At 63.6% G+C, this 26,092-nt stretch carries 19 protein-coding genes; 2 read left to right on the top strand and 17 right to left on the bottom strand.

The window, feature by feature from the left end; all coding sequences use genetic code 11:
* The 10 genes from M3I54_RS35880 to M3I54_RS35835 form a co-directional block, all read right to left on the bottom strand.
* Window positions 1–2,118, bottom strand: a 2,118-nt coding sequence (locus M3I54_RS35880) for a secretin N-terminal domain-containing protein (protein WP_375542272.1), incomplete at its 3' end; no start/stop codon positions are given.
* Window positions 2,119–2,712: a hypothetical protein gene (locus M3I54_RS35875; RefSeq protein ID WP_254344357.1), complete on the bottom strand. Its 594-nt coding sequence runs from the start codon at window positions 2,710–2,712 to the stop codon at window positions 2,119–2,121.
* Window positions 2,709–3,275, bottom strand: coding sequence for a hypothetical protein (locus M3I54_RS35870; RefSeq protein ID WP_254344355.1), 567 nt, complete (start codon window positions 3,273–3,275; stop codon window positions 2,709–2,711). Before M3I54_RS35870 ends, M3I54_RS35875 begins: the two co-directional genes overlap by 4 nt.
* On the bottom strand, window positions 3,272–3,802 hold the full coding sequence (locus M3I54_RS35865; protein WP_254344353.1) for a hypothetical protein: 531 nt from the start codon (window positions 3,800–3,802) through the stop codon (window positions 3,272–3,274). The genes M3I54_RS35870 and M3I54_RS35865 overlap by 4 nt, the downstream gene beginning before the upstream one ends.
* Window positions 3,799–4,698, bottom strand: a complete 900-nt coding sequence (locus M3I54_RS35860; protein WP_254344351.1) for a hypothetical protein — start codon at window positions 4,696–4,698, stop codon at window positions 3,799–3,801. Before M3I54_RS35860 ends, M3I54_RS35865 begins: the two co-directional genes overlap by 4 nt.
* Window positions 4,679–6,403, bottom strand: coding sequence for a GspE/PulE family protein (locus M3I54_RS35855; protein WP_254344349.1), 1,725 nt, complete (start codon window positions 6,401–6,403; stop codon window positions 4,679–4,681). Before M3I54_RS35855 ends, M3I54_RS35860 begins: the two co-directional genes overlap by 20 nt.
* A gap of 18 nt (window positions 6,404–6,421) precedes the next feature.
* Window positions 6,422–7,624 carry a type II secretion system F family protein gene (locus M3I54_RS35850; protein ID WP_254344347.1) on the bottom strand — a complete coding sequence of 401 codons (1,203 nt, stop codon included), beginning with the start codon at window positions 7,622–7,624 and terminating at the stop codon, window positions 6,422–6,424.
* Between the two features lie 39 nt (window positions 7,625–7,663).
* Complete coding sequence (gene gspG / locus M3I54_RS35845; protein WP_254344345.1) at window positions 7,664–8,125, bottom strand: type II secretion system major pseudopilin GspG; 462 nt, start codon at window positions 8,123–8,125, stop codon at window positions 7,664–7,666.
* Between the two features lie 187 nt (window positions 8,126–8,312).
* Window positions 8,313–8,963, bottom strand: a complete 651-nt coding sequence (locus M3I54_RS35840) for a response regulator transcription factor (protein ID WP_254344344.1) — start codon at window positions 8,961–8,963, stop codon at window positions 8,313–8,315.
* Window positions 8,964–9,011: 48 nt separating this feature from the next.
* Entirely contained in the window at window positions 9,012–9,638 is a 627-nt protein-coding gene (locus tag M3I54_RS35835; RefSeq protein WP_375542271.1) for an SCO family protein, read from the bottom strand.
* Window positions 9,639–9,922: 284 nt separating this feature from the next.
* Between M3I54_RS35835 and M3I54_RS35830 the strand changes: the two genes are divergently transcribed.
* On the top strand, window positions 9,923–11,056 hold the full coding sequence (locus M3I54_RS35830; protein ID WP_254344342.1) for an ATP-binding protein: 1,134 nt from the start codon (window positions 9,923–9,925) through the stop codon (window positions 11,054–11,056).
* A 17-nt stretch (window positions 11,057–11,073) separates the two neighbouring features.
* Here the strand turns inward: M3I54_RS35830 and M3I54_RS35825 are convergent, their stop codons facing one another.
* Window positions 11,074–11,853, bottom strand: a complete 780-nt coding sequence (locus M3I54_RS35825) for a response regulator transcription factor (protein ID WP_254344340.1) — start codon at window positions 11,851–11,853, stop codon at window positions 11,074–11,076.
* Between the two features lie 550 nt (window positions 11,854–12,403).
* Between M3I54_RS35825 and M3I54_RS35820 the strand changes: the two genes are divergently transcribed.
* On the top strand, window positions 12,404–13,036 hold the full coding sequence (locus tag M3I54_RS35820; protein WP_254344338.1) for a lytic transglycosylase domain-containing protein: 633 nt from the start codon (window positions 12,404–12,406) through the stop codon (window positions 13,034–13,036).
* A gap of 155 nt (window positions 13,037–13,191) precedes the next feature.
* On the opposite strand, the gene M3I54_RS35815 is transcribed toward M3I54_RS35820, so the two are convergent.
* The 6 genes from M3I54_RS35815 to M3I54_RS35790 form a co-directional block, all read right to left on the bottom strand.
* Window positions 13,192–13,701 carry a DUF1269 domain-containing protein gene (locus tag M3I54_RS35815; protein ID WP_254344336.1) on the bottom strand — a complete coding sequence of 170 codons (510 nt, stop codon included), beginning with the start codon at window positions 13,699–13,701 and terminating at the stop codon, window positions 13,192–13,194.
* Between the two features lie 69 nt (window positions 13,702–13,770).
* A complete protein-coding gene (locus M3I54_RS35810) occupies window positions 13,771–15,483 on the bottom strand; it encodes a c-type cytochrome (RefSeq protein ID WP_375542273.1) in 1,713 nt (570 codons plus the stop codon).
* A 2-nt stretch (window positions 15,484–15,485) separates the two neighbouring features.
* Window positions 15,486–16,319 (bottom strand): hypothetical protein, encoded by an 834-nt coding sequence (locus tag M3I54_RS35805; RefSeq protein ID WP_254344335.1) that lies wholly within the window; start codon window positions 16,317–16,319, stop codon window positions 15,486–15,488.
* A gap of 30 nt (window positions 16,320–16,349) precedes the next feature.
* A complete protein-coding gene (locus M3I54_RS35800; RefSeq protein WP_254344333.1) occupies window positions 16,350–17,282 on the bottom strand; it encodes an outer membrane lipoprotein-sorting protein in 933 nt (310 codons plus the stop codon).
* 43 nt (window positions 17,283–17,325) lie between these two features.
* Complete coding sequence (locus M3I54_RS35795; RefSeq protein WP_254344330.1) at window positions 17,326–17,820, bottom strand: hypothetical protein; 495 nt, start codon at window positions 17,818–17,820, stop codon at window positions 17,326–17,328.
* Entirely contained in the window at window positions 17,817–26,084 is an 8,268-nt protein-coding gene (locus M3I54_RS35790) for an Ig-like domain-containing protein (protein ID WP_254344328.1), read from the bottom strand. The genes M3I54_RS35795 and M3I54_RS35790 overlap by 4 nt, the downstream gene beginning before the upstream one ends.
* Window positions 26,085–26,092 lie beyond the last annotated feature (8 nt).

The following is a 26,092-nucleotide window of genomic DNA, read 5'->3' as shown; positions in this document are numbered from 1 at the left end:
TTCGCCGCCCGCCTGATCCGCTGCCGACGGCTCGGCCGGTGCCGGCGCTGCGCTCTGGGCGGACTGCGGCGTGGGAGCCGCTTGCGGCGTGGGCGTTCGCGAGAAGCGTCCACCGTACGGTTCGGGCGGCGGCGTCGTGCGCGGCGGCGGCGCCATCTGTCCGAACGCGCCGTTCGAAGGCGACGGCAGCGCGGGATACGCCTCGGCGCCTCCTCGCGAAGACGCGCCGCCAACCGTGCCGCCGCCGACCATGCCCGGCATCGGCTTCGCCGCAGTCGCCACGGACGTTGCCGCGTTCGCCACGACGGGATCGAGCCGAAGTTGATCGGCGTGCACATTGACATCGGTGCCCGACCACAACTCCTGCGTATCCGCATCGGCGGCAAGCTGCGGCCGCACGATGTGCGGCGTGATCTGCAACACGATCTCCGTCTTGACGTGGTCGCCCTGGTGGTTGGAAAACAGCCTGCCCAGCACCGGCAACTGGCCAAGACCGGGCACCTTGTTGGCATTTCTACGGTCTTCATCCGAGATGAGGCCGCCGAGTATCTGCGTTTCGCCATCGCGCAGGCGCAGACTCGTCGAGGCGCTGCGCGTTCCGATCTGATAGGCAAGCGAATTCAGGCCGTTTGAATTGCTGCTCGAAATCGTATTCGTGATGTTGCTGACTTCGAGATTCAGCTGGATGCCGACGTCGCCATCGCGATAGACCCGTGGCTGCACCTCGAGCTTGATGCCAACATCGAGGTACTGAATCATTTGCGTATAAGACGGGCCGCTCGTGCTCGGCGTGCTGGAACTCGAAATCACCGGTACCTTATCGCCAATCATGATGCGCGCCTTCTCATTGTTACGCGTCCTGATGCGCGGGCTCGCAAGGAGATTCGCGTCGGTATCGGTGAGCTTGAAGTTCGCCGTGGCCGAGAGGCTGCTGACATTCAGTTCATTGATCGTCAAATGATGCAGCAGGCCCCATGTCGTCGCGGTGCTCGGGGTCGACATCGTGAACGAGTTAGGCCAGTCGATTCCCAGATCGGTCAGGCGCTCGTGTGAGACTTCCAGCACCTCGACTTCCATCATCACTTCGGGATCCGGAAGATCCTGCGCGGCGATCATCTCCTCGGCCACCTTGATCGTGTCCGGCGTGCCGCGAACCGTCACGGTATTCGCATGCTCGTCGATCACGGCCTCCTTGACCTTCAGAATGCTCTTGAGCAACTGCTGGATCTGCTTGGCATCGACGTTCGACAACTGGAACGTGCGCACCTTGAGTTCCTGATATTCGAGCTGCTTGGCGGGGGTGGCCGGATAAATGAAAAGCGTATTCGCGTTGAGCTGCTTCTTGTCGAGTTGATTCTGCATGAGGATCATGTCGACCGTGTCCTGCACCGACGCGTTCGTCACGAAAATCGTCGTCTTCAGATCGGCGCGGACGTCGCGGTCGAAGATCACGTTCAACCCCGTCGTGCGTGACAACGCTTCGAACACCATACGCACGTTCGCTTCGCGAAACTGTAGCGTCACCGGCTTCTGCATAATCGACGAAGCCGCAAGCTTGTCATCGCGCTCGGCGCGCTGCTGACTGAGCTTGGCGTTGAGTTCCGTCTGCATCTGCTGCGCAAGCGTATTGGTCGGGTTCTCCACCAGCACACGGTGCACCCGCTCAGCCGCCTGCGCATAGGCACCGCGCTTCATCATGCGATCGGCCTCCTGCAGAATGGCCAGATCCTTGCGGTCCTGATCGATCTGCATACCGATCTTGCGTATGCGCTCATTGGTCGGATCGATGTCGTACGCCTGGAAGAGATTCCGGATCGCTTCGTCGAACTGGTAGTTCTTGCGGTATTGATCAGCCTGATCGAGCAGCGTCTTGACCTGAGCATTGCGCTGGTTCAGATAGTCGACCTTCGCCTGCGCGTCGGTCGGATCGTCGTGAACATTGGGGATATGCATGCAGCCGCCAAATGCGAGCACGGACACTGTAATCGCAAGCGCGCGCCTTCTCGCAACCTGCATCGCGCCCGGGCATGCGACAGGGAACCGGTTGACTGGCGAGAGGCGTGTCGATGGACCGCTGTCTGAGTTGCGGCCCGCACCCCGTGTGCGTGAGGTTTTCATTTACTTGTCCCCTCGTGGAATGGCTACCACCTGTCTTTCGTGCAGCGGCAAATAGGTCAGCACGACGTCCGACTCCGACACCGACTCGATGCGGTACTGGTTGTCGATCACATCGCCTGGCGACACGATCAGCAACTGGTCCCCGTTGCTGAGAAAGACTTGCGGCTTGGCCGCCTTTGCATCGAGTTGCCCCACGTAGGCAAAAGGCACGGGTGGCGCGGTGGGCGGAGGGGGCGGCACCGGCGCGGCCGGCACTTCGACGGGCGGCGGCGGAAGCCACGAAGAAGCCGTGAAGGGATCATGGGCCGATTCGACGGAAAGCGGCGCGCGCAACGAGAGGAGCTTCGCGTGGGCCGCCGCCGCTGCCGAGGCCTGCGCCGCGGATGCTGGCTCCGCAGGTTTCGCGGCCGCCTCGGACAGGTGCGTGCGATGCCTGGCATCTGGCCGCGTGTGCGCGTCGTTGCGATGCTGGCTGTCGAGCGCGGCGACTTGCGCCGGCATCTGGCGTGCCGCGACCAGCACGCGATACCCTGCCCCAGCGGCCGCAATTGCGCAAAACACCAGCAGCACACGCATGGGCAGAGCGGGTTTCATGGCTGGGCGCTCCGGTAAATCAGTTCGAAGCGCACCCGCGCGTCGAGAATATTGCCGTCCACCGCCGGACGTTCCACATGGATTTCCCGTAGCGCTGCGTTCGGCACGTTGTTGAGCACCAATGCAAGAAAATGCCGGATCGCGCTGTACTGATCCTTGACGGGCAGCATCACCTGATAGCGCGTGAAGCGCGCGCCCGCATCCGTGCTTACCTGGTACTCTGCAGACCCAAGTGTCAGATTGCTGCCGCGCGCCTGCTCGAATATCGACGCGATATCATCCGCACTTTGCGAAAAGCGCGGGAACAGTTCCGGCCAGGCCTCGAGCGCTACCGTGTCGATTTCCGCACCGTGTTCGCCGGCTGCATGGCGCGTCTTTGCCGCCTGTGCGACATGGGCCGGGGCTTGCATCTCCTTCGTATCGGCCTCCACGCTGGAGATCTCGGCGCACATCAGGGCCGCCGCGACTATCATCAGGATGCCGACGAATCCAGGCAGGCCGAACAGGCGCCGTAGCTCGAATCGCAGTGTCAGCAGCCTGTCCCGCAACTGATCCGCGTTCATGACTTCCTCCAGACGGCGGTGACCTGAAAACGAACCGGCTTGCCCGGCACATTGCTCTCGACCAGATGATCGTTGAGTACAGCTTCGCGCAGCAGCACGCTCGTCTGCAGATACTTCAGATACGCAATCATCGCGTCGATATTCTTCGCTTCTGCCGTGATGCGAATCTGGCTCTGTGCAGGGTTCTGATCGATGCCGATCAGCGCGACGTCATGGTCCGGATAATCTTCCACGATCGAGAAGAGGTCTTGCCACGGTACGGTCAGTTCGCGCAGTACCGACAGGCTCTGCTTTTCCGCCAGCCTGGCAGCCGGTGTGGGCGCCGGCGTCACCGCGTGTCTCTGCGCGAACGTCCGATGCCGCGCGGCGTCGAGTTGTGCCTGCACGCGATCGTTCTCGGCATACGCATGCCAGAGCCGCGCGCCGCATGCGAGCAGCAGCAGAACGGCGACGCACAGCAGGACCAGGCCGCTCGTCCCGGTGCGTACGCGCCGCCTGCCGAAGTCGATGTCGAGAACCTGGATCATTGCGCATACTCCATCAGCCTGCGCGCGGGCGAGTGGTCCGTCGCCGGCTGTGCCCGCCGGATCGCCGCCGCAAAACGCGCTTCGAACGGCGCCGGGTCGGTGTCGTTGCCAAACAGATAAATCGTGCAGTCCTCCCGCTTGAGGCCCGCTCGAGTCGCCGAGCGTTCGAACAGTTGCTCGGCCAGTTCGGCAAGCCGTGACGCATTGCCCGCGTCGCCGGGAAAAAGGCGCTGCGCATCGTAGGCGGCCCAGCCGCGCCGCTCGATCATCACCGCCTGCATCAACTCCTCGGCGACGAACATCAGCAGTGCGTCGCCGCCCGCCGCCACGTCGATGCCATTGAGCATTTCAGGCAGACCCAGTTTCAAGCGCGATATCCGCACATGTCCGGAGGCACCGACTTCATGAATGCCGTCATGAAGCGCACGGGACATCGCGCTCGCAAACAGCGCACGGCCGCCCTGCTGCACGCAGAAGCGCACCAGCAGCGTTTCGCCGTCGATCCCATAGGTATCGGTGAAATGGGCCAGCGCGACCTCTTCGAGCTCGCGCGGCCGCAGCGTGCGAAAGTCGCCGCGCAATATCGCGTGGATGCCCCAGAAGTCGTCCAGCACCACGTGTGCGTTGCGCGTCGACGGCTTCGCCTCGCGGGGCGCCCTCTCAACTGCGTCATCCGCATCACCTGCATCGGCGCCGGGCGTGGTGACGAGCGCAGCGCGCAGCGCGTCGAGCAAACCTGTCTCTGTGCCGTACTGGTCTTCGGGAATCGCGAAGCTGGCCGGCGCTGTGGATGGCAGGTGCTTGCGCGGGCGCCACAATCCAGGCGCACGTGCGCCGACGACGATCTCGCGTGTGCCGACGCCGATCGCAACCGGACTATTCGACCATCGTGACACGATTGATCTCCTCGAGTGTCGTTTCGCCGCGCTTCAGCAGATCGATCGCGGCGACGCGCAGTGTCTGCATGCCGTAGCGCATCGCCGCGGCCTTGATGTGGCCGAGTGGCGCGCGCTCCGACAGCAGTTGCCGCAGCTCGTCGTTCATGCGCAGGGCCTCGGCGATCGCGCGCCGTCCGCGATAGCCGCTGCCACGGCATGCGCCACATCCGGCGCCGCGGCGAAAGAGGTAACTGCCCGCCGCGTCCGGGTCGATTCCCGAGCGGATGAGCGTTTCCGTGTCCACCCTGTCTTCGGTCACGCAGTCCGGGCAGCATTGCCGCAACAGGCGCTGCGCAACCACGCCATTGAGCGCGGAAACAAAGCTGTACGGGTCGACCTCCATGTTGGTGAAACGGCCGATCACGTCGAACACGTTGTTTGCGTGTACGGTCGTGAATACCTGGTGCCCGGTCAGTGCGGCCTGCACCGCGATCTGCGCCGTTTCCGGATCGCGGATTTCCCCGACCATGATCTTGTCCGGGTCATGCCGGAGTATCGAGCGCAATCCGCGTGCGAACGTGAGCCCTTTCGCCTCGTTGACCGGAATCTGCAGGATTTCACCCAACTGGTATTCGACCGGATCCTCGATCGTCACGATCTTCTCGAGACCGTTGTTGATTTCCGTGAGAATCGCGTAGAGCGTCGTCGTTTTGCCGCTGCCGGTCGGCCCCGTGACGAGGAGCATGCCGTACGGCATCGACGCGAGCTTGCGCATGAAGCGCGTATCGCCCTCCTGAAAGCCGAGAGCCTCGAGCGTCAGACCGCCCGCGGATTGCGAAAGCTGATAGCGGTCCAGGATCCGCAGCACCGCATCCTCGCCGAACTGGTTCGGCATGATCGACACGCGGAAGTCGATTTCACGCCCCGCGTACTGCGCCTTGAAACGGCCGTCCTGCGGCACGCGCCGCTCGGCAATATCGAGCTCGGAGATCACCTTCACGCGCGAGAGCACCTGGTCCGCAACGTCGCGTCCCTCGGCACGGCCGACCACCGCGAGCACGCCGTCCACACGGCACTTGATCATCAGCCCATTCGCGCGGCATTCGAGGTGAATGTCGCTCGCCATCATCTTCAGCGCGTCGTAGATCGTCGAGTTGAGCAGTCTGACAACAGGGCTGTCGTCGCTGCTGATGCCCTGCAGCGTCAGCGCCAGCGAGGCCGGATCGACCGTTTTCTGGATCGGGTCGTCGAACGCGAGGGAGTCCATCGCGCGCACGTCCTTTTCGCGCACGATCAGGTACGCATTGATGTCTCCCGCGCTCGCGAGCGCCCAGCTATACGGGACGCCCGGCTGCGAGCGCATCCGATGCTCGACCCAGCCGCGCGTGCGCGCATCGAGCGGATCGGCAATCGCGAACAGCCGCCCGTGATTCGCGTCTGGATCGTGGAAGCACACGCAGAGGCGAGTCATCGCGTCGACGAACGAAATCACTTCGAAATCCGGTTCGAGCTGATTCAGCTCGCGCATACCGATCGACTTCATGCGAAAAAGCGCTGCCAGTTGCACGCGCAGTTCGTCCGCGCTGAGCGAGGTTTGCGCCATCAGCTCCTCGAGCGCGCGAATGCCGGAACCATGCCGCTCGCCGAGCGCTCTCAGTGCGTCGCGCAGATCTGCGCGCGCTTCGGCTTGTGCGCCATCCGGCTGGGCGATGATGGTATCCACGCGCCTCCCCAATTCGGGCTACTGAATGCTCGACGCAATTTCGAAGATCGGCATGTACATCAGCACGACGATGCCGCCTATCACCACGCCGATGAAGATCATCATCGCGGGCTCGATCAATCGCGAGATCAGATCGATCGTGCGCGACACCTGCGCCTCCTGGAACGCCGCGATCCGGTCGAGCACAGGGCCGAGACCGCCCGTCTTCTCCGCGACCGTCAACAGACGGTACGCGATTGCGTTGGCGAGCCCCGCCTCCTGAAACGCATCCGAAATCTTCGCGCCGTTGCGAACCTGGTGCAGTGCGCCCGCGAGCGCCGCCTGGTCCGCTCGTCCAACCAGGCCCTGCGCAAGGTCGAAGGCCTTCACTGCGGGAATGCCGCCGTCGACGAGCATGGCCGTCGTGCGATAGAACTGCGACTGGCGAAAGACGCGAAAGTGTTGCCCGATACCGGGCAGCGCCAGCATGCGATCGGCGATCCAGTTGCGCACGAACGGACGGCGCAATGCGAAGCCACTCGCCACGGCCAGCACCGCGACGCTCACGGACAGCCCGGACCCGTGCGCGTGCACCAGACCGCCCCAGGCCATCAGCATGCGCGACAGCAGCGGCAGTTCGCGTCCGCTGTGTTCCAGAAGGCTCGCGAAACGCGGCACGACAAAACCGAGCAGGAACAGGACGACAGCCGCGCCGACGAACAGCAGGACCGTCGGATAGATCGCCGCGGACACCACGCGTGCACGCAGTTCGTGGAGCGTCGCGCTGTTGCGCGAGTAACGCGTGAGGCTATCGGCGAGACCGCCGGTCTGCTCGCTGGCCTTTACGCACGCAACCAGAACCAGCGGGAAGATATGGCTTGCGTGCTCGAGTGCAGCGGACAGCGATTGCCCCTCTTCGAGCTGGCGCAAAAGGTCGCGATACACTTGCGCCGACGTCTCCCGGCGTTCATTGCCGCCAAGCGTTCGCAATGCGTCGACGACACCCACGCCCGCGTCGAGCAGCGCGGCGAGCTCGCGCGCAAAGAGTTCGACGTTGAACCGGCCGCCGGGAATCCCCAGCCGGTTCGCACGATGCCGCCGCCGGCCGCGCTCGGCGCGAACCGACACGACGCGCAGACCGCGGGAACGCGCGAGTGCTGTGGCTGCCCCCGGCGTTTCGCTGTCGATGCGAAGCGTCTGGACCGAGCCATTCGTATCGAAGACACGCAGCACGTACTTCACGTCGACTCTCCTTGCAGACAACCCATCTGCGGCGCGTCCCTACCACGACGAGATCGTGACGTTCTCGCCCGTGCCGTCACCGCGTCCGTTCTTGCCGAGCGAATACAGGTCGTAATCGCCGTGGTCGCCCGGCGAACGATACTGATACGGGCGATCCCACGGATCCACGGGCACCGCCTTCTGCAGATACGGGCCGCTCCAGCGCGTGGCGTTCTGCGGCTTCGCCACGAGCGCCTCCAGGCCTTCTTCGGTCGTCGGATACTCTCCGACATCCAGCCGGTATTGATCGAGTGCCTGGCCGAGCGACACGATCTGCGCACGCGCGACCTTGACGTTCGACTTGCCGACCTGTTCAAAATATCGGGGCGCAACGAGACCGGCCAGCAATCCGATGATGACCATCACGACGAGCAGTTCGAGCAGCGTGAAGCCGCGGCGCGCGCACGTGCGTGCCGGCGCCGCAAAACCGGCGCAACGCCGCGGCGCCTCTGACTCGGGCATCTGCACACCGCGTTGGATAGAGGTCGATTCGCTATGCACGGCTCCCCCATGTATCGACTCACCGCTTCAGCGCCGCTGAAGCCGTTGAATGCATTCTTGTTCAGGTCGATACGGGCAAGAAGTAGGGAGTGCCGTCCAAAGACATGGGTAAAGACCCTCCAGTTGCGCCATCCCGTCTGGAGGGATTTCACACATGCTCGTCGTCGGGCAACGACAGCACGCCCATGTCGATCGCAATGCGCACGAGGCCATTCAGGTTTCTGATGCCGAGCTTGCGCATCAGGTTCGCGCGATGCTTTTCGATGGTCTTGGGGCTGAGACTCAGGCACTCGCCAACCTGCCGGTTGGTGTGCCCCTCGACCACGAGCCGCAACACCGTGCGTTCGCGGCCCGTCAACGCGTTCCAGAGCTGCGCCTTGTGGGCGAAGTCCTCCTGCGATCCGTGCGCCCCTCCACTGACGCGGTTGGCGACGGCCGCGCGCTTGTCCTGCATCACGAAACGCATTTCCCGGACCAGTTGATCGAACGACGCGTCCTTGACCACGTAGCCATCGGCACCCGCGGCGAACGCCTCCCGCACATGGTCTTCGCTCCAGTGAACGGTAAGGACGATGATCCGGATGCGCTGGGACTCGCGCTTGATGGCGGTAATCGCTTCGAAGCCGCTGCCGCCGGGCATCGTCAGATCCATCAGGATCAGATCGGGCAGCGTCTCCCTGGCGAGGCGATGGGCCTCGATCCCGCCGCTCGCCTCGCCGACGATGCAGTAGTCGTCCAGTTCGGAAACCATGCGACAAAGGCCGCTGCGCAATAAATGCTGGTCCTCGGCAATCAGCACACGATGTCTTTTTTCCAATTTCGTCGCTCCTTGCTGGGCGCTGCAGGCCTAGTTGGAGGCGACCACATCGTGATAGGCGGCGAGCAGTTCCGATGGCGTGGCAAAGCCGTCGATGCGCAGCCAGGGCTTGCCCGGCGCGGCGCGCAGGAATGCAACCGGCGTGTGATTCATCTTGTCGCCCCGATAAACGTTGAATGCGCGCTGCGCCGCGATGCTCGCCTCGACCGTGCCGGTATAGTGCTGCCACTCGGGGCCGGCTTCGAACCTGGCCGCATAGGCCTTGAGACGTGCAGGCGTGTCCTCTTCCGGATCGATCGAGATCGAGACGATATGGACCTTGTCGCGGTCGCTGCCCAGATCACTCTGAAATTTCTCCAGCGTCTGGCTGGTCATCGGGCAAATCGTCGTGCAGGTGGTGTAGATGAACGTCACGATCACCGGACGGCCATCGTTCAACTCGTCGATGAGCGAAACGGTTTTGCCGTCATCGCGCACGAGGTCGACCGAAGGCAGCGTGTATTGTGCGGTCGTGCGCGTCGTCATGCCCGCCATCATGTGATGATGCATGTGAGGATCGGCAACGGCGGCGTCGTCGGCGGGTGCGCTCCATGCCGCCGTTGCCGCGAGTGCCATGGCCGTCAGCACCCCGGTCCTTAATTTTGCAGTCCTGTTCATACCGGTCTCCAAAAATGAGGAGAAAGGTCGCTTCTCGCGATGCGCAGGTCGCGGCGCTTTCACACCCTCGCGAACCCAGTGTCAGGAATTTGCCTACGAGCGTCATTGGATGAGGGACCCCAAACGGCGGTAGGGTATGTCCGCTTGATGGAAAACCCGCACCGTGCAATGGGAGTGTCCCCACACGACGAGCCCACAAATTCCCCGTTGCGGCCCGCATCGATCACGGCCTACAATCCCGATAGTCTTACGATTTGATTATATCGACGCATCGGGGAGCTCCAATGGATGAGATTCAGCCAGGGGGACCGCAGGTAAGATTGCTCGATCTGATCGAAGCAATGCGCAAGCTTCGTAGTGCGGCCTGCTCCAGCCAAGCCGACGCAGGCGTCGTCACGGACGCGCGTGGCGCGGCGCTCGCGATTCTCACGCCCGATGGAACCTTCGTGTCGGCAAACCGCAGCGCCGCCGCACTGCTCGGCTATTCGAGCGCCGAACTCGTCGGCAAGGGTCTCGTCGACCTTGCGCCCGACGACGCTCATACCGCCTTGGCAGACGAATTGTCCGCCAGCGCCGCGCGCGAGTTTCATTCGTTCAGCGCCGTGCTCACCGGCCGAACCGGTCACCCAACGCGGCTTGCACTGCATCAGCAATGTGTCCCCACGAAAGAGATGAATTCGAGCGTCTTGCTGACGCTTTTCGAAGAGCCGCTGATTTTCGAGCCTGGTTCTGCCGCCCCCGCCGAACCGCTCGATGCAGGCGAGCGGTTGTGCCAGACGTATCTGATGATGGGCCAGCAGAAGGAGCGCCAGCGTCTTGCTTCGGAGTTGCATGACGGCCTCGGCCAGGCACTGACCCTCGTCAAGCTGATGACAGAGGACGCGCTGATGCGCATACGTCGCGGGCAGGTCGATGATGCCGTGCAACTGCTGGATGCGACCGTGTTCAGGATCCGCGAAACGATCGGCGACGTGCGGCAGATATGCGGTGAACTGAGGCCGCTCATGCTCGACAAACTGGGGCTGCCCGCGGCATTGGGTTCGCTGTGCCGGCGCATCGAACGCGGCACGGAGGCGATGTCGGTCGTGTTCAACTGCGATGTCGCGGACAAGGACGTGCCTGAGCATCTGAAAGCAGACATGTTCAGAGTGGCACAGGAGGCGCTGAACAACGCCGTCAAGCATGCCGAGGCTACCGAAATCTCCCTCAGCCTGCGCGGCGATGCAGCCCGCTTGATGTTGACGATTCAGGACAACGGCGTTGGCTACGAGAACCATCCATTCGCCACGGACGATGCGTATACAACGGGATTGGGACTCATCGGCATGCAGCACCGCGTGGAGATGCACGGCGGCGCGTTTTCGATCGAGTCGTCCGCCGCGACCGGGACCCTCGTCAGCGCAACCTGGACGCGCTAGCGCCGCCCTCGCCGCACTCAGGTTCCGGTCTCGCCCAGCCTGTATTCGGGCTCTTCGCCGCCTGGGCCCGAACCCGGCGCCGGATCGGAGCGTTCCGGCAAATGCTCATCGTCCACGTCCGGCTCAGCGCATTTGGCGGCGAGCGACGTCAGCAAACCCATGCTCATCGCAACGAGAACCAGCTCGGTCAGGTTGGCGATATGGAGCTTGTGCATCATGCTCGCGCGATACTTCTCGATCGTCTTCGGACTCAGGTTCAGATATTGTCCGACCTGCCGGTTGGTGCGTCCTTCCGCGATCAGCTTCAGCACGCTACGCTCGCGCGCCGTTAGCACGTCCCAGGCATGTTTCGGTGCGGGCGCTTCGCGGCCGCTGACGAACGAGTCGACCATGTACCCGTACACGTCTGCACTCAGATGCTTCTTGCCCTGCATGACCGAGTGCATCGCGACCAGCAACTCCTCGAACGAGACGTCCTTCAGCACGTAACCGTCGACGCCAGCACGCAGCGCTTCCCTCACGTACTCCTCGCTTTGATGCACTGTGAGCGCGATGATCCGTATGCCCGGCGATCGCCGTTTGATTGTCGCGCTGGCGTCGATACCGTTCATCCCCCGCATCGACAGATCCATCAGGATCAGATGGGGGGCGAGCGTCATCGCCTGCTGGCAGGCTTCCTTGCCGTCCCGCGCTTCGCCGACGACGTCGTAGTCGGCTTGCGCACTTAGCATCGAATGTAGACCATTTCGCAGCAGATCGTGATCCTCTGCGATTACAACCCGACATTTGGTATTCACGTCTTGTCTCCCGGTGCCAGCGCCCTCGGCCGTCATTACCGCACTAACAATTTGACGATTTTCTTTGCTGCCACGAAGCTTTCACTGTTTACATTCGAATTCCTAACTGTTAGCTTTATGTTATTTTTGGGCTACTCTATGCGCCTGCCCTCCGCAAGGTTCACGCCACTTCCCGCAGAGCAAGCAACGGCGCGCGTCTCCACTTTTCGGGGCATTTCGGGAGCGCATCGAGCACCCAAAAATGTTTCAAATTCGAACCCTTTTGAAATCTCCAGAAGATTAGCTATCGCAATGGATAGCGGGAGACCCGTTCATTTTTATCATTGGGTGAAAACTAGTCCATAAAAATTGCATCCAGTGAGAAGAATCAAGGCGCTGCGCATGACGGCTGAGTTGTTTCCGTTGATTACCGTCTCTTACCATTTGTTTCGAATGTTAAGTTTTTGCAATGTGCTTTTTGGCCGCTCTTTCGCATCTCAAAGTGTAGGGAGGTGCCCCATTGCCGAGCCGTTTTTTCTTCCACCACAATTCAGGTGCAGGAGAAAAAACGATGCATTGCCACCCGTCATCCAGCTTCGGAAACGCGATCATTGCTGCATTCGCGATGCTCGGTGCGGTGTTGCCGGAAGCGGCCTGCGCGCAAATTTTTGGCGCGGTCGACAGCAACGGAGCGATCGTTCTGACGAACGTGCGGGGCAAGCCCGGATTGAAGGTGATCGTTGCGGGCGAACCGATTGCCGCACCAGGCGCCAGGGGCCGGTCTCGCAAGCCACCCGGCGGCGCCGATTCCCCCTTGTACGCGGACGTGATAGATGAGGCGAGCCGCTCCTTTCGCGTTCAACCCGAACTGCTTCGCGCAGTGATCGACATCGAGTCAGGATACAACCCGAAGGCGGTTTCGGACAAAGGCGCGCTGGGATTGATGCAGTTGATGCCGGACACCGCCGCGCGATTCTCGCAAGGCGACATGTTCAATCCACGAGACAACGTGCTGGCCGGCGCCCGCTATCTGCGCTTTCTTCTCGATCTGTTCAAGGACGATGTCGAACTCACGCTGGCCGCCTACAACGCCGGTGAGAATGCGGTGATTCGCGCCGGCTATCGTGTGCCGTCGCTGCCGGAAACACGTCTGTACGTTCCGCGCGTGCTGGCGCGCTACAAGCAACTTCTCGCGGCCAGCTGATCGCCTGATTGCGCGCTCCAAACTGTGAATAGCGAACCGGCCGACTGGGGACCAGTTCAGTCGGCCGAACGCCCTCAGCTACATAGAACGCGAACACTTGCAGGGGTGCTGCGTCCTATGCTCTCCCTCCGTTGTCGACTCCGAGCCGGCGCACGTCACCGGAACAAGGGAATGGTCTTGCCCGTTCCCTCGCTGTGCGCCTGGGCACAGTGAAGCTTGACCATCTGCTCGACCTCCTCCACGCGCTCCTTCGGGACATCGATCATCATCAAAAGCTCGCCGCGGAGGATCGCTTCTTCGAAGCGCTTCAATCGGGTATTTCGCATTTCGACGCCGATTATCGCCGCTACCCCGGCGCCGAATCCCGCGCCTGCAAGTGTGAGGATCACCACGGTGCCGCCGGCGATCTGCACGCCTTCGGGCGGACAGACAAGGGCAATCAGCGCCGCCAGCAATCCGGTCGCACAGCCTGCCGCCGCGCCTCGCGCCAGCGAAGCAAGCAGATCGCTGCGTTGCGCGAGCGATGCCTGCGGCAAGCCGTCGATCGACACATTCTCGTTGGCGATGACATGCATATGCCGCCACTCGACTCGATGCATAAGCAGTTCGCTGACAACCGCCCGCGCACGCTGTGTGGTGGGCAACAGAAAATAGACGCGTCGCATATGAGTCATTCCAGCCTTACGTCGAGAGTGTGCAGATACATGACACGCGCATGCAACACGCAACCGACCTCACGGCACGATCCAGTTCCCATCGGCTACGAGCTTGATGTGGTCCGGCCCGGCAAAGCGGACGATATAGCCGCCCTTGGACGCGAATGTCTGCCCCGGCGCCAGCGTCAGGCGCGGATAGTAACCCGTCAGGATGCGGCGTTCGAGCATGTCCTGAATCCGCTCCACCAGATAGTCCCTCACGAACGCATCGACCATATGGCTCAGCGTCTCAGCGAGCAGGCCGCATGCAAGATAGGTGTCGGCCTGCACTTGGGGAGCCACCATCGGAATCTGTCTGATCGAGAACCAGCCGAACGCGTAGTCGACGCGCACGCGCCGCCCTTCCGGCAAATCGAACGGGTATGCAAGGCGCGTGACGCCCCGCCAACTCGTCGGCAGGGGTGTGCTATCCAGCCCTCCCATGAGGCCCGACATGAACACCGTATGCGTCGCTGGCGGGATTCGCGCGAGCGCTGCGACGTCGGGCGGACGCAGCCACAACACGAGCACGTCCGAGCGCTGGATTCCACGCATCGCACTTGCGATGCCCTCGCCGGGGGCGAGCGCGTGATTCGATACCGCAATGCCGTGAGCCGCCAGTGCCGTGGCGAGCGCCTGCGCCCCGCGTTCGCCATTGTCTCCCGCACGATAAACCTGCCAGACATGCGTCGGCGCTTTCGCCTCTTTCGTTCCTTGAGCCTGCGGCGCGCCAGCTTCGTCGACAATACGCGCCGCGATCAGCTCGGACTCGAGCAGCACGCCTTTCGAGAAGTACACCGAATAGAAGTCGCGATCGTGTTCGATCGGCACCTCCACGTTGGGAAAGAGGCACGGCACGGCCTCCTGCTCGCAGAAGTCGTGAATCGGCGACCAGTTTTTTCCGCCGAGACCCGACAACACTGCGAACACGGGCTGCCGGGCCTGAAACTGCGCAAGCTGCTCACGCCAGGTATCCGGCGGACCTTTGAGCTCCCACACGTGCAGTTCCCAGCGACGATTCACCATGAACATCATCTTGCGCGACGAACGCAACGGCGGCACCGCACCGAGCGGAAAGACGTTCTTGTCGGCGAAGTAGTGCGTGAGCACATCGAGCATGCCCGCGCGTTTCACCGGGTCGGCATCGGGGGTGATGATCGTCGCGAAGTGCAGCACGGTGTCCGTTACGCCCGTCGCCCTGCGCCGGTCGAGCTGTTTCAGATAGCCGGTCAGCGCCTGCATATCGGCGTCGTTCAGCGCGTACTGCGGCATCAGGCTGCTGAGCGGCTTGCCTTCGGAGTCGATGCCTTCGCGAATGGCTCGTGCGATCGTCACCTCCGTATACGGTTCACGTTCGGCACGCATCCCTGGCACATACGGCAAGTCGGCATCTTCCGGGTTCTGTGCGCGCGGCTCGACGAGGTAGCGCCAGGTGATTGGCGGGATGCTGCTGTTCCCTTCCCTTGAGCCCAGCCCACTGGGGCGATGACAGTTCACACAGGCCGCGGCCGCACCTTGCAGCCGCACGCCCCCGTCGTGCATCGCTTCGAGCGGTTCGCCCGAACCCAGCACGCCGTGCTGATAGAGAGCCTTCCCCGCGCTCGCCGCCGCGACCGGAGGGGCCGCAGGCGCGCAACGTGCCTCGCGCACGGGCATGATCAGCGTGGCGAGCAACGCGCATGAAGCAAGCCATCGCGCCGCCAGCGATGGTGCCCGTGTGCGGCCTCCTGGCCCGCTTGCCGCGCGATTCATGGTCACGGCGACGGACGTCCGCCAGGCAGTGCCGGCGAGGCATCGACGTCGATCGAAATCGATTTGCGGTGCATCTGCGGCGGCGCGGGCCTCGTGAAGATTCCATCGTCCAGCGCCGGGTTGAGTGACACCTTGTCGATTGTCAGCTTGTCCTTTTTGTCGGACGCCACTGCCCCGCTCTCGATCTCGAGCGGTATTTGCAACCCCTCGACGCTCCTGAAGTCGCTGTAATTCACCTCCACGACGACCGTCTGACCAAGCGGCGTGCGCACCTGGTGATCAACCTGCACGTCGAGAAACGTTTGAGCGTCGATCCACACATGGCGGATCACGCCGGAAGGCAGCTTCGCGGCAAGGCGATACGCATCGCGCCCTCCCACCTGTTCCTTACCTTCGAGTGTGACGGTGACGCCCTTCGCTACGTGGTCGATCAAGAGCCCGTCGATCACCTGCTCGTCGCGCGCGGACGTCGCCTCATCCATCGAGTACGGCCGCGGCGTGGCGCTGCCCATGCCGTTCGGGCCCAGTTTCCAGCCTTGTTTGCCGTCGAATACACGCACGGACTTCTGGTTGAACACGGTAACCTCGAAGCGCGTCTTGTTCGGGCGCTTCATGGCAAGGACAAACGGCAGATCCGGCGCAGGCGCATTGGCGCTATCCACGTGGCCGGACCAGATCATGGTCTGGACTTTGCGCCAGGCATCAAGGCCACCTCTCGCGTCGACGTTCTTCTCGACGATCTGATCCACGCTCAGATCCTGCGCGGGTATCTGCTCGCCCGCGAAGACGACCGCCGCAACGCTGCCGGCGAGCACCCACACTGCGACTGGTTTCATGGCCGTCAACCTCATGGGAGCACCCAATGGCTAGTGGCTTGCGCTCTGGCGTGGACTCGGGTGCGCACCCGCATTTGCACTTGCGCCTGGGCTCGTGCTCGCCGCCGGACGCGGGCTCAGGCTCGGGTTCGCGCCGAGGACCGGCGCGGGGTGCGTCACTTTCGCCACCGTGATCTGCGGCTTGGCAAAGAGCGTGTCGTCTGCCTGCGGGTTCAGTGCGACCTTGTCGATGATCAGCTTGTGCGTGCCTCTCGCGCCGACGACAACCGTCTCGAGCGTATGTGGCATCACGAGGCCGCCCTCCTTTCTGTAATCGCGATAAAAGATGGCGACGTTGTGCATCTTGCCGTCGAGCTTGCGCGGATCGCCATCGATCTTCAGTTCGAGAAAGCTGGCCGCATCGATCCATACGCGGCGCGATGTGCCGTCTTTCAGCGTCAGCTTCAGCACATACGCGCGGTGGCCTTCGACCATTTCCATGCCGAGCACGTCGATTCGCGTGCCCTTCGCCGGATAGTCCATAAGCGGACCGTCCAGTTCGGCCCACGATGCGGCCGTTTTGGCCTCCGCTGCCGTGTAGGGCTCCACTTCATTGCGGCCGAGGAACGGCCTGACCTTCCAGCCCTGCGCGCCGTCGTAGACCTGGAATGCCGTCTGGTCGTTGAAACGGACCTCGATGCGGCTCTTGCGCGGGCGCTTGAGCGTCATCGCGAAGGGCAGCCTGGTGTTCTTCGTGCCGCCCGCTTCGAGCTGCCCCGACATCGTCATCGCGTTGACCGCGTGCCACGCCTGCAGGCCGCCGCGCGCCGCGACGTTCCGGTCGACGATCTGCGCGGCGCTCATGTGCGCCGCGCCCGCGGTCTGGGCGCTTGCCGCAGAAGACCCCGCGAGCGCAATGGGAGCGCTTGCGAGGAGCGTCGCCACCAACGCGGTCTGAATCGCCAGCGAAAGAAAGCGGTTCATGAGTCATCTCCTCTTCATCTGCGCACGAAAAGCGCTTGCGCAATCATTCGACTATTAGCCCGTCGATGTGGAACGACCCCACGAATACATCGACGCGCTCCCCGGCCTTGATCAGACCACCCTTGTTCGAGAACACCATCCAGTACTCCTGACCGGTTTCCAGCGGACCGCTCTGGCGCAGCGCACCGACCTTGTCCATCACCGGGATTTCGAGCAACGCATGGCTCGTGCGCCCGAACATTACGGCAGTCGCGGTCTTTTCGCCGAGCGGCCGCGCCGCCACCGGGTCCGTCACGCGATAACTGAAGCGGATCAGGTTGCCCGATGCCGTGCGGCGCACGCTCAGGTGGTCGATGCCCTGCATCAGCTCGTAGTAGCCCTTCGCGCGCTGCGGCAGGCTTGCTGGCGAGTACGGCGACTGCTTCGCCGCCGCGCTCGCACCGGCTTCGCCCGCGGCCGGTGCGAGCGCGGCTGCAGCGAGGCAGACAGTGCCGGCCATCAGCACGGCCCGCGGCGGCCGGTGGCAACGCTTGCTCATGGCAGCGCTCCCAGTGTCTTCGCACCCGCTGGCGTAGTGAGTGCGGGCGGCGTGACCACCGGCAGCGCGGGCTGGCCCTGGTTGCCCTGTGCGCCTCCGGTGCCGGGCAGCCCTCCGCTGTTCGCGGCGCTCGGCAAGATCCCCTGCAGCAATCCGAGCAGCGTCACCGGATTATTGACCCCAAGTGCAAGCGGGTACGGCTGCCCTGCGAACACGCCAGGCCTCACGAACTCGACTGCGCCGATGTCGTAGCCACCCAGCTGCGGCCGCGGCGTGCCGAAGATGTCGTGAGTCGGCGCACCCGCCGCCGTGGCATGGTTGATCGCCGGCGAGGTCCCAGGGATCGTGTAGTTGCCGAGCAGCACGTTGAGTTGCGCGCCTGTGCTCGCCTCGTTGAACAGCGACAGCGGACCGTACGACATGTTGATCCAGTTGTTGCCCTCGTCCGGCGTCGCCGACGGCAGCAGGCTGAACAACGGATTCGGCAGCACCGTGTCCGCAATGCCCGGGGGCACCGCGATGCCGATGCCCCCCGCCTCTGGCGGCATGCGCGCACCGTTGCAGTACTGATGCACGACGCCCGGATTCGATCCGCTGTTGTTCGCGTTCGGATAGTCGCCGACGTCGGTCAGGATCGAGTACCGCGGGCTCATCGTCAGACCGGACCCATGATTGGCGGCTCCGGTGTCGCCGAATGCGCCGATATCCCAGTAGACCGCCTTCGGATCGCAATAGCCCGTGGCGTGCCCGGCCTGATTCAGCGACGGATTCAGCGTGACCACGTTCTGCAGCCCCGCGATGCCCGGATCCAGTCCTCCCACTGTGATGTAGAACGTGCGGTTCTGCCAGAACAGGTCATTCGTCAGCACCGGGTTGGAGAACTTCGCGCAGCTCGGGTTGCCTGCCGGACACGTCACGTTCGGGCTGGTGAATGCCGCCACCAGGTTCTGCGTATGGCGCGCGGTCTCGAGCCCGGCCGGTTCGTACTGCGACGTCGTAGTCGGCTGGCACGTCGTTTCCGAACCTGAGTTCGTGCAGTTCGGCGGCCCGACGTTGGCCTGGCTCGCGGCGGCTGTGTTGAACAGCACGCCGGCCGTCGCTGTCGTGTCGTTGGAGATAACCGTGTTGTTGATGAAGCTCACGGCCACCGCATCCTGCAGCGACACGCCACCGCCAGCCCAGCCCGCCACGTTGTTCGCGATGATGTTGTTGGTTACCTTCACGCGATACCACCTGGAGCTGTCGTTCGGACTCCGTTGCACGTCGGTGCCGTTGACGTTCTGCAGACGCAGGCCGCCGCCCTTGCCGCTTTCCGCCGTGTTGCCGACGATCAGGTTGCCGTCGATCGTGATGCCCGGGCCCGCGCCATCCGAAAGCTGCGGCGCGCAGTCGACGTCCGTGGTCGCGTTCTCGCAGAAGGTGCCGTCGGGCGGCACACCCTGAACGATCAGCCCGCCGCCGTATGTCGGCAGCGTCGGGTTGTTGCTCTGATTGAACAGGATCCAGTTGTGCGACAGGTCGCCGTTGTAGCTGAAGCCGAAGTGCGCGACGCCGCCGCCATCGCCGCTGCTGATGTTGCCGCATACCCAGTTGTAGTTGAACTTGTAGTAGTCGGCGCCCGAGCAGAACGTCACCCCTCCGGCCGAAGACGGCGTGGTCGAATTGATTTCGTCGCCATAGGAAGCGTTCGACGTGACCTGGTTGTTGTGCACGTTCACGTGGACGTTGTACTGGAACGCCAACTGGGTCACGTTATCCGCCGCGATGTTGCCGTCGGGCACTTCGACCTGGCCGACGATGATGCCGCCCGTGAGCGTTCCCGCGTTGGAGAACACGCGGTTGTTCGACACCTCCGTGTAGTGGTTCCAGCCATGCAGGTAGATACCGCCGCCGCCTTGCGAGCTGTTCGTGAACGACATGCCGTCGATGCGCGACGGGTTGCACAGGAAGTTGCTCGGATAGGTAGTGCAGTCCGCGGCACTGTTGGTGAGCGGCGTGCAGATACCGTTCGCCACGCAGTTCTGGTCCTGTGTCAGCACCCCGCCCACGAGCACGTCCTTCACGCCCTTGCCGAGCACGGTAATTGCCGCGCCTTCGTACGCGCCCATCAGCGTCGGCTCGATCAGCGTCTCCGCAAGGTTGCCGTTGAGGTTGAAATCCCAGCCGGAGGTCGGCTCGAACGGGATCCCGTCGATCTTGCGCTGCATCGAAGCGAGGCAACTGTACCCGCCGGTCGGATCATACGGATTGCTCGCCGAGATCAGCCCGCCGTTCAGCGCATCGCCGAACAGGCACCCTACCTGCCTGCGCCACGGGTCGAGCTTGCCCGACGGATGCGGGTTGGCATCGACCGTTACGGACGTGGCACCCACGCCCTGCAGACGCACCGGCTTCCACATGAGCAGCATCTCCTTGTAGGTGCCCGGACCGACGACGATCATGTCGCCCGCGGTCGCATGGTCGATCGCCGTCTGGATCGCATTGCCCGCCGTGTTCTCGCCACCCACGTAGGTGGGCGCCTTGCCGCCGACGGTAACGGTGACCGCGTCGATCGAGCGCTTGCCGCTGGCTGCGGTGACGACGAGCTGGCCGCACTGGGTCGGCGTCGCCACCCCGCGCTGCTGCATCGTGCAGGCCGCATCGGCGCCGAACAGAGGCGGCACGACCACCGTGATCTTCGCGTCGCTCCACGCCGTCACCAGCGCAGGGATGCCCGCGATCGTCACGACACCGCGTTGCTGTCCGAAACCGTAGTTGCGCGTGATGAACTTCTGGTTGAACGGCGCGGCGGTGGCACTCGGACCCGTGTACGCGTGGTTCGGCACCTGTTGCGTGCCGACCGACGTGATCGTCAGCGTCTTCAAGGGTCCACTGACCCACGGGCCCGCGCCGCCGTTGCTGCCTGCGGATGTGTTGCCGGCAATCGCGTCGCCGGTCACGGAGGCAATGCCCGGCGTGCCGTCCGGATAGGCGCAGTCGACCTGGTTATACGCATCCGCGAAGGCCGAGACGGGCACCACCGGCGTATCCATATACTGCGTCTGTCCGGGCATGAACGGAATCTCGTAGCAGAACTGGCTGTATGCCGGGTTGAAGAGCGGGTCCTTGATGGTTTGGCCCGAGTGCGCCGGGTCGGGCATGTACGGGTCATTCATGCAGGCAACCATCATCGTCGGCGCATAGCCCGTCGGATTCGGCGGATTCACTTGCCAGGTCGAATAGGTCAGCCCGTTGAAGATGCCCCACTGGTCCGAATAGGTGCGCGAAATTTCGTTGCCCGCGAAGTCCTTGAACGACACCGGCACGTTTGGCACTGCGAACTTCTCGCCGAACTGCGGCGAATACGGGTCGAACTCTGACGAGAAGTCGTCCAGCATGAAGCCGGTGTAGTGCGCGGCAACGTGCGTCGAGCTAAAGATCCAGAACTTCGCCAGCACCGCGCTCTGGTCGGTGAGCTCCACCTCCTTGCGGTCGCACAGATTCCTCGAAGCCCCCGCGAACGGCGAGACTTCCTGCGAACCCGGGAACAGGCTGATGTAGTCCGGCACGATCCGCAGTTCGCCAACACACGGCCAGAAGCGTTCGACGGAGCCGGTGTCGCCTTCGGCGTGCGGGGTCGATCCGAGATTCGAGGTCATGTTCTGCGCGTTGTTCCGGTTGTAAGTGGAGTTCATCGCGGCCTGGTCGGGCAGGATGTAGATGTCGCCGATGCCGCCGAACTGCTGCGTGACCGGCGCAATGTAGTTGTCGCCGATCAGGATGTTCTTGTCCTCCTCCTTCACCAGTTCGTAGCCCGGCGGCACGATGATCTCGACCACGTACTTGCCGGGTGGCAGCATCTGCGTGCCGTCCTTCGTGGGATTCGCCTGGCAGATCGTGCAATTGGTGCCGGTCGGCAGGCCGCTATGCGGATCGCGGCCCGCCACGCTCGGGAACTGGTACATCCCGTCGAACGGCGCGGGCTGCACCTGGTTGAACACGTGCATGCCGTCATAGCACTTGAACTGCGAATTGTTGGGCAGCGCACGCTGCTGCGGGTCGAGCCAGTTTTTGGTGTTCTGCAGCGTGAAGAAGTACGGATCGCTGGTGCTCTGGCCCGGACAGTTCATGTTCGGCACGCCGTCCGAACGGAAGCCCTGGGACCAGTCGTCCCAGCTCGCGGTCTTCGTCGTGTCGACGAGCTTCAGGCTCGTGGAGCCGTCAGCCGCGGTGCCTTCCTGGTACAGGTTCACCGTGACGTTCGGCACGTCGGGCGTCCACTTCGTGTGAATCAGCAACGTGGGATCGTCGAACGGGCGCGTGGAGGCATAGACGACTTCGCCGTGGATGCCGCCATTCTCGTTCGCCGCGTACTGCGTCTTGCCGAACTCGATGAACGAGCTCTGACCCGAGAAGCCTTGCCAGCCCATCGTGGTCACCCACGGCGGATCGACCCGGCCGGTCGATGGATTCGAGCCCGAGCGGTCGTTGCAGTCCGCGTCGTTGCAGTACGCCGCGCCCGGCACCCGCAGGTTCGTGGGCAGATGGATCGCTTCCTTCGTGTTGGCGAAGTTCGCGGCAATGGTCGACGTCCCGCCGCCCGGCGTGCCGTCGGGCGGACCGCCCGCGTCATAGACGACGTGCACGCCCGTCTGCTTGAAGCGAGTCTGGTCGGTATCGACTACGTACCAGTTGAACAGCGGGAACTCTTCGTTGAACGACGCATAGCCGTTCCCGTCCGTGACATTGAAATCCGAATAGCTGCCGTCACGGAAGCGAATGTTGGTCGACAATAGCGCGAGACCTGGCTTGCTCGAATCCCCCACGCCGTTGCCGTTCGTGTCGAGGAACGTTCGCGTATAGAGATTCGTCTGCCACTGAAGCACCGCGATATCGCCGGCGTCTGTCACCACACCGCCTCCGAGCGTCACGGCCGACGCGAGCCCGTCGACGATCTGGTCGTTCCACTGGTCGAACACCGTGATGCGGGTAATGCCGGCAGGCAGGCCCGTGAAGCTGAACGTGCCGTCCGCGTTGCACTTGGTGAGCGCGTAGTCTTCGCCGTCCGGATCGCCGACGCTCACGTAGCATTGCGTGAAGCTCAACGGCTTGCGCGACTGGCTGCCATAGAGGTGCTCGTCAGGCGGACGGCTGTAGTGCAGGTTCGTCACCCGGCCCTTGAGTCCGTTGTTGCAGCTCGAGGTGGCGCACAGCAATGGCAGCCGCGCGTTGATGATCTTCGGATTCGCAAACCCGATCGACACGTGGAAGCCCGCCGGGCCGAATTCCTGGAAGTAAGCCGGGCCGCCGATCTTGATGAACGAGTCGTGGGCCTTCTCTCCGTCCAGGGTGTTCGTCTGCAGCCACTCCTCGCCTCGTGCGATGCGGTCAGCCGCGGGCGTCGCGATAATGCCGTACCTGCCCGGCATCAGGTTGGCGACGATGGCCTGGCCGACGAGCGGCGAGAGCGTCTTGCCGTCCGACTCGTATTTCGGGCAAGTCGGGATCATGCCGACGAGGCCGTCGGTCGATGTCGAAATCGGGCACGCATTGAGACCACTGACCGGATCGATCGTGCCTTGCAGCGAATTGGACAGCGGCATGTTGAACATGTCGTAGGTCATCTGTCCGGTCGGCTGGCCGCTGCCGCCCGCGTCGTCCCACAGCTTGATCTCAAAGCCGCCGAGCCCCGGCTCGCGGGCCGAGCCGAAGGTGTCGGTGCCCCCGCTCACGTCCACTTCGCCGTTCAGCGGCGCATCGTCTTCGAACACGAACACGGAAACCTTTGCTGTCGGGAACGGCGACTCCTCCAGCAACACGTTGACCGAGGTCTGTCCGGGGGCGAGCGGCGCGCCGCCCATGCCGTTGCCGCACTTGCCCGTGCCCGGCGCGAAGTTCGCGACGGTCGGACAGTCTTTGGAAATGTCGAACTGACGCTGCGCACCTGAGGGGTTGGTCGGATCGACCGGCTGCGGAACGCCACCGCCGTTCGTGAACGAGTTGTACGCGTTGCCCGGCAGGATCGAAATGTAATAGCGCTTCTTCGGATCGAGCGCCACCTGCGACGGATCCACCGGCACCTGCTGCGCCGCCGTGGTCCGGCACACGCCGTTGCCGACGTCGCACACGGCCGGCTTATGAGTCTGGCTCGCCGGATCGTAGACCGTCTGCCCCGCTTCACACGCGGCGACGCCGACACAGCCCGCCGCCACCACCGGCATGTAGCTCGTGTGGAAATTCGCGCCGAGGCTCGGCACCGGCAGCGGCGGACACGTCGCTGGACGCGTGGGCGAGTTCACCTGGCAGGCCGGATCGATCTGGAAGGTACGGTCTTCCTCGATAATCCAGCGGTAGTCGCTGATCTTCACCGGCGTTTTGCCTGGCTGCGTGCTGGGCGCATCCAGCACGTTGACGACGAGTCCGCTGCCGCCCTTGAACGTCACCGTCACGGTCGCCGTGTTGCTCGCCGTATTCTGCGCATTCACCGCCTGATACTGGAACGTCACGTTGGCGGACGCCGCGCTGCCCGCAGGCGCTGTCGCCGGGCTCGCCGTGAACGAGCCATCCGGATTCAGCGTGACCGAACCGCCCGTCGGGGTGCCGACCAGCGTCGCGGTAAGCTGCAGTCCATTCGGATCGCTGGCATACGTGAGCACACCGGGCTCGGAGATCTGCAGCCGCGAGGCGATGTTGCTCGTATAGGCGGCATTGCCGGCCGTGGGCGGTCCGGACTGACACCCGTTGCCCGTCGTGCACGCAGTGAGCGTCACCGTCGCCGCGGCGTTCGGATTGCCGTTTGCCTGGTACACAAAGCTGTCAGCCGTCGTGCCTTGATTCGGTGTGTACACGAACGTGCCGTCCGGGTTCAGCGTGAGGGAGCCGCCAGTCGGTGGCGTCTTCACCTGCACGCCGTAGACGTTGGCGTCCTTCGCCGCTACGCCTCTCGCCGGGTCGGCCACGGTCAGCGTCTTGCCGGGCACGAAGAAATACGTGGAACCGGTGACCGAAGCGTTCGCCACCGCGGCAGCGGACGCCGCGGTAGAGTTGTTCACGCTGATGTAACCCTGCATGCCGCCGTCACGTGCGTTGTTCGTCGACAAGCTCAGTTCGCGGTCGAACACCGGCAGCGCGGAAGCGGTTGCCGCTGGCATGTTGACCAGCGCGTCGTAGGTCTTGCCGGCCGCCATGAACACTTCCGACTGAATCCGCGGATTGCCCGGCAGTACATTGCCGTCCTCGGCGATCAACGCGAAGCCGGAGACCGGGGTGGTGCCCGTTTGCGCGCCGACCACGGCCGGCACGTGCATGCGCAGACCCGCGTTGACGAAGCGAAGCATCACCGGCCCGGTGGTCGCGGCGCTCGTCGCGGCAAACGTGGAAGCGCCCGGATTGGTGCGGTCGAACGAGACACCGTTGATCAGGTAGTAGCGCGGATCGTAGTTCACTGTGGGCGGATAGCAGGTGCCGAACGCGGTCGACTTCGAGTCGCCGCAGCCGCCCGGCTGCCCGGACCAGGCCATGGTTTCGCTAAAGCCCGGGGTCGCGACCGCGGCGGCGACCGCGGTGTTCTGCACCGGATCGATTTCGCTCAGCACGAGCGGCACGTCGGTGTCGTAGCTGATACCCGGATACGCCTGCGCGGGCGTCGTGCCGTTGGCCGCCGTTCTCACCACCAGTACGCCATAAAGCCCCATCGGCCCCTGGATCGACGGATGCGTGCCCGACTCGATCAGGTAGGTGCCGGGGTTGAGGTTGCTCCACGTGAGCGCTGTGGTGCTCCCGTGCGCCACTTCGGTCGCGAACGACTGCACGCGGGGCGCTTGCGTCGGCGGCGTAAAAGTCGCGCCGCCGGGCGCAGGCGCGGCGGTCGGCCATGTGGTCGCGGTCTGGGTGGGGTGCGTCGGGCTCGGCATGCTCGTTGCCGTCGTGCCCAGACCGCCGCCCAGCTGCCCGACGATCACGAGCGAGGTCGGCACGGAGCCCGGCAGGCTGTTGTTGAGATTGATCGTGAGCGGCCCTGGCGGCACCGTGATGACGACAGGCGACCAGTTCGCTCCAGCCCCGGGGTTCGCAGCCGTACACGTGGCAGGCGCACCGGCCGCGGTGCAGCTGTAACCCCACATCGGCACGGCCTGCCCGTCGGACATCACGGCAGTGGTGGCCTTCGCAGTCAGAGTGACGGACGCCTGGGCGAATGCCATCCCGCTTGCGCTCAGCAATATGGAAGCCGCAATCGACGCCTTAAGCATACCTAACAGATTTGTTTTGAGTGTGGTGGATCTCATCGCCGTTC

This window comes from Paraburkholderia sp. CNPSo 3274, assembly GCF_024206475.1.
Taxonomy (GTDB): domain Bacteria; phylum Pseudomonadota; class Gammaproteobacteria; order Burkholderiales; family Burkholderiaceae; genus Paraburkholderia.
The sequence above is the reverse complement of the archived record's forward strand: the minus strand, read 5'-3'. Positions and strand labels throughout refer to the sequence as shown.